Source organism: Paenibacillus sp. GCM10023250, assembly GCF_042653205.1.
Lineage (GTDB): Bacteria > Bacillota > Bacilli > Paenibacillales > Paenibacillaceae > Paenibacillus_Z.
On sequence record NZ_JBHSHY010000095.1, the window covers coordinates 1 to 1,311 of the forward strand.

At 56.9% G+C, this 1,311-nt stretch carries 1 protein-coding gene; it reads right to left on the reverse strand.

The features are described from left to right. The coding region (gene ltrA / locus ACFPB1_RS27355; RefSeq protein WP_379229382.1) for a group II intron reverse transcriptase/maturase at positions 1-894 on the reverse strand (894 nt) is incomplete at its 3' end. Positions 895-1,311: the final 417 nt, after the last annotated feature.

The window sequence follows — 1,311 nt, forward strand, 5'->3', positions numbered from 1 at the left end:
TTTCAGCTTTCCTTCTACAAAGCGTGTTACCGACTCCATCACACGTTCTCCGGCTCGCTTACTCGCGACGAAGATATTACAGTCATCTGCATACCGGACAAACCGCAGACCTCGCTTGGTCAACTCTTTATCCAAGTCGTCCAATAGGATGTTCGCCAAGAGCGGACTAAGCGGGCCGCCTTGCGGCGTGCCTTCCTCGTTTCTCTCGAGCTTGCCATCCGCCATGACTCCGGCGTTCAGGTAGGCTCGTATCAACTTCAGGACTCGCTTGTCCGTCACTCTCCGTGCCACCCTGGCCATGAGCATGTCGTGGTTCACTCGGTCGAAGAATTTCGCCAAGTCCATGTCTACGACCCATCGAAGACCACTTTGGATGTAGCTCTGGGCTTGTTTCACCGCGTCGTGCGCCCGTTTCCCTTGGCGAAAACCGTAGCTGTACCAAGAGAAATGCGGATCGAAGATCGGGTCCATCACTTGTAGAAGTGCCTGCTGGAGGAAGCGGTCCATCACGGTCGGAATGCCGAGCAGCCGTACGCCGCCTCCGGGTTTGGGGATTTCCACCCGTTTGACTGGCGAGGGTCCGTACGTTCCCGTCAGGAGTTCGGCCTTCACCGTTTCCCAGTGTGTTTTCAGGTAAGCTTGTAGATGCGCTACCGTTACGCTGTCCACACCAGGGGCTCCTCCGTTCTGTACCACCCGCCTGTAAGCGAGCCGAAGATTCTCTCCTTCGAGCATCCGCTCCAGCAGATCGTTCTGGTCTTTGCGAGCGGAAGGGGCGACTTGTGCCGGCGAAGAACTCGGCGCTCCTGCATACCCTGGCGGTTTCACCGCTTCTCTTTGCAGCAAGCTCTCTTGCGAGATATTCGGCTGTCTTTGCTCTCTGCGCGAACGCATCGGTTTCCACTCTCCTTTCGGTTCAGCCCTTCCGGCTTCCGGCGTCCCGTACTACCGTACTATGGCCTCTGCTGACTCCTGCGGGTTCAGCGCAACCTCTCGGTTGCGGTTACGAGGTTACCTCGCATTTTTTTTTCTCCCGCAGGCCTCCCCAGATAAGAACGTCATCTTTCTGCCCGCAACCACTGGAGTTTACAGGGATAGCCTTTGGCGACTTGGGATTTCGTCATGGCGTGGTGACTCATCCGACTATTCCTGCCTCGAATCCAGTTCGTGTACCTTGGCTCGTGCATTTGCCGTAAGCTTCCTTCAGATTCCGCCTCGCGGCGGACACCCTTGCTTTTGGCTAACGGTAGGCGTTCGCCAGCCCCCGTTCGGGACTTTCACCCTAGAGATGACGCCCATGCTGGGCGTACA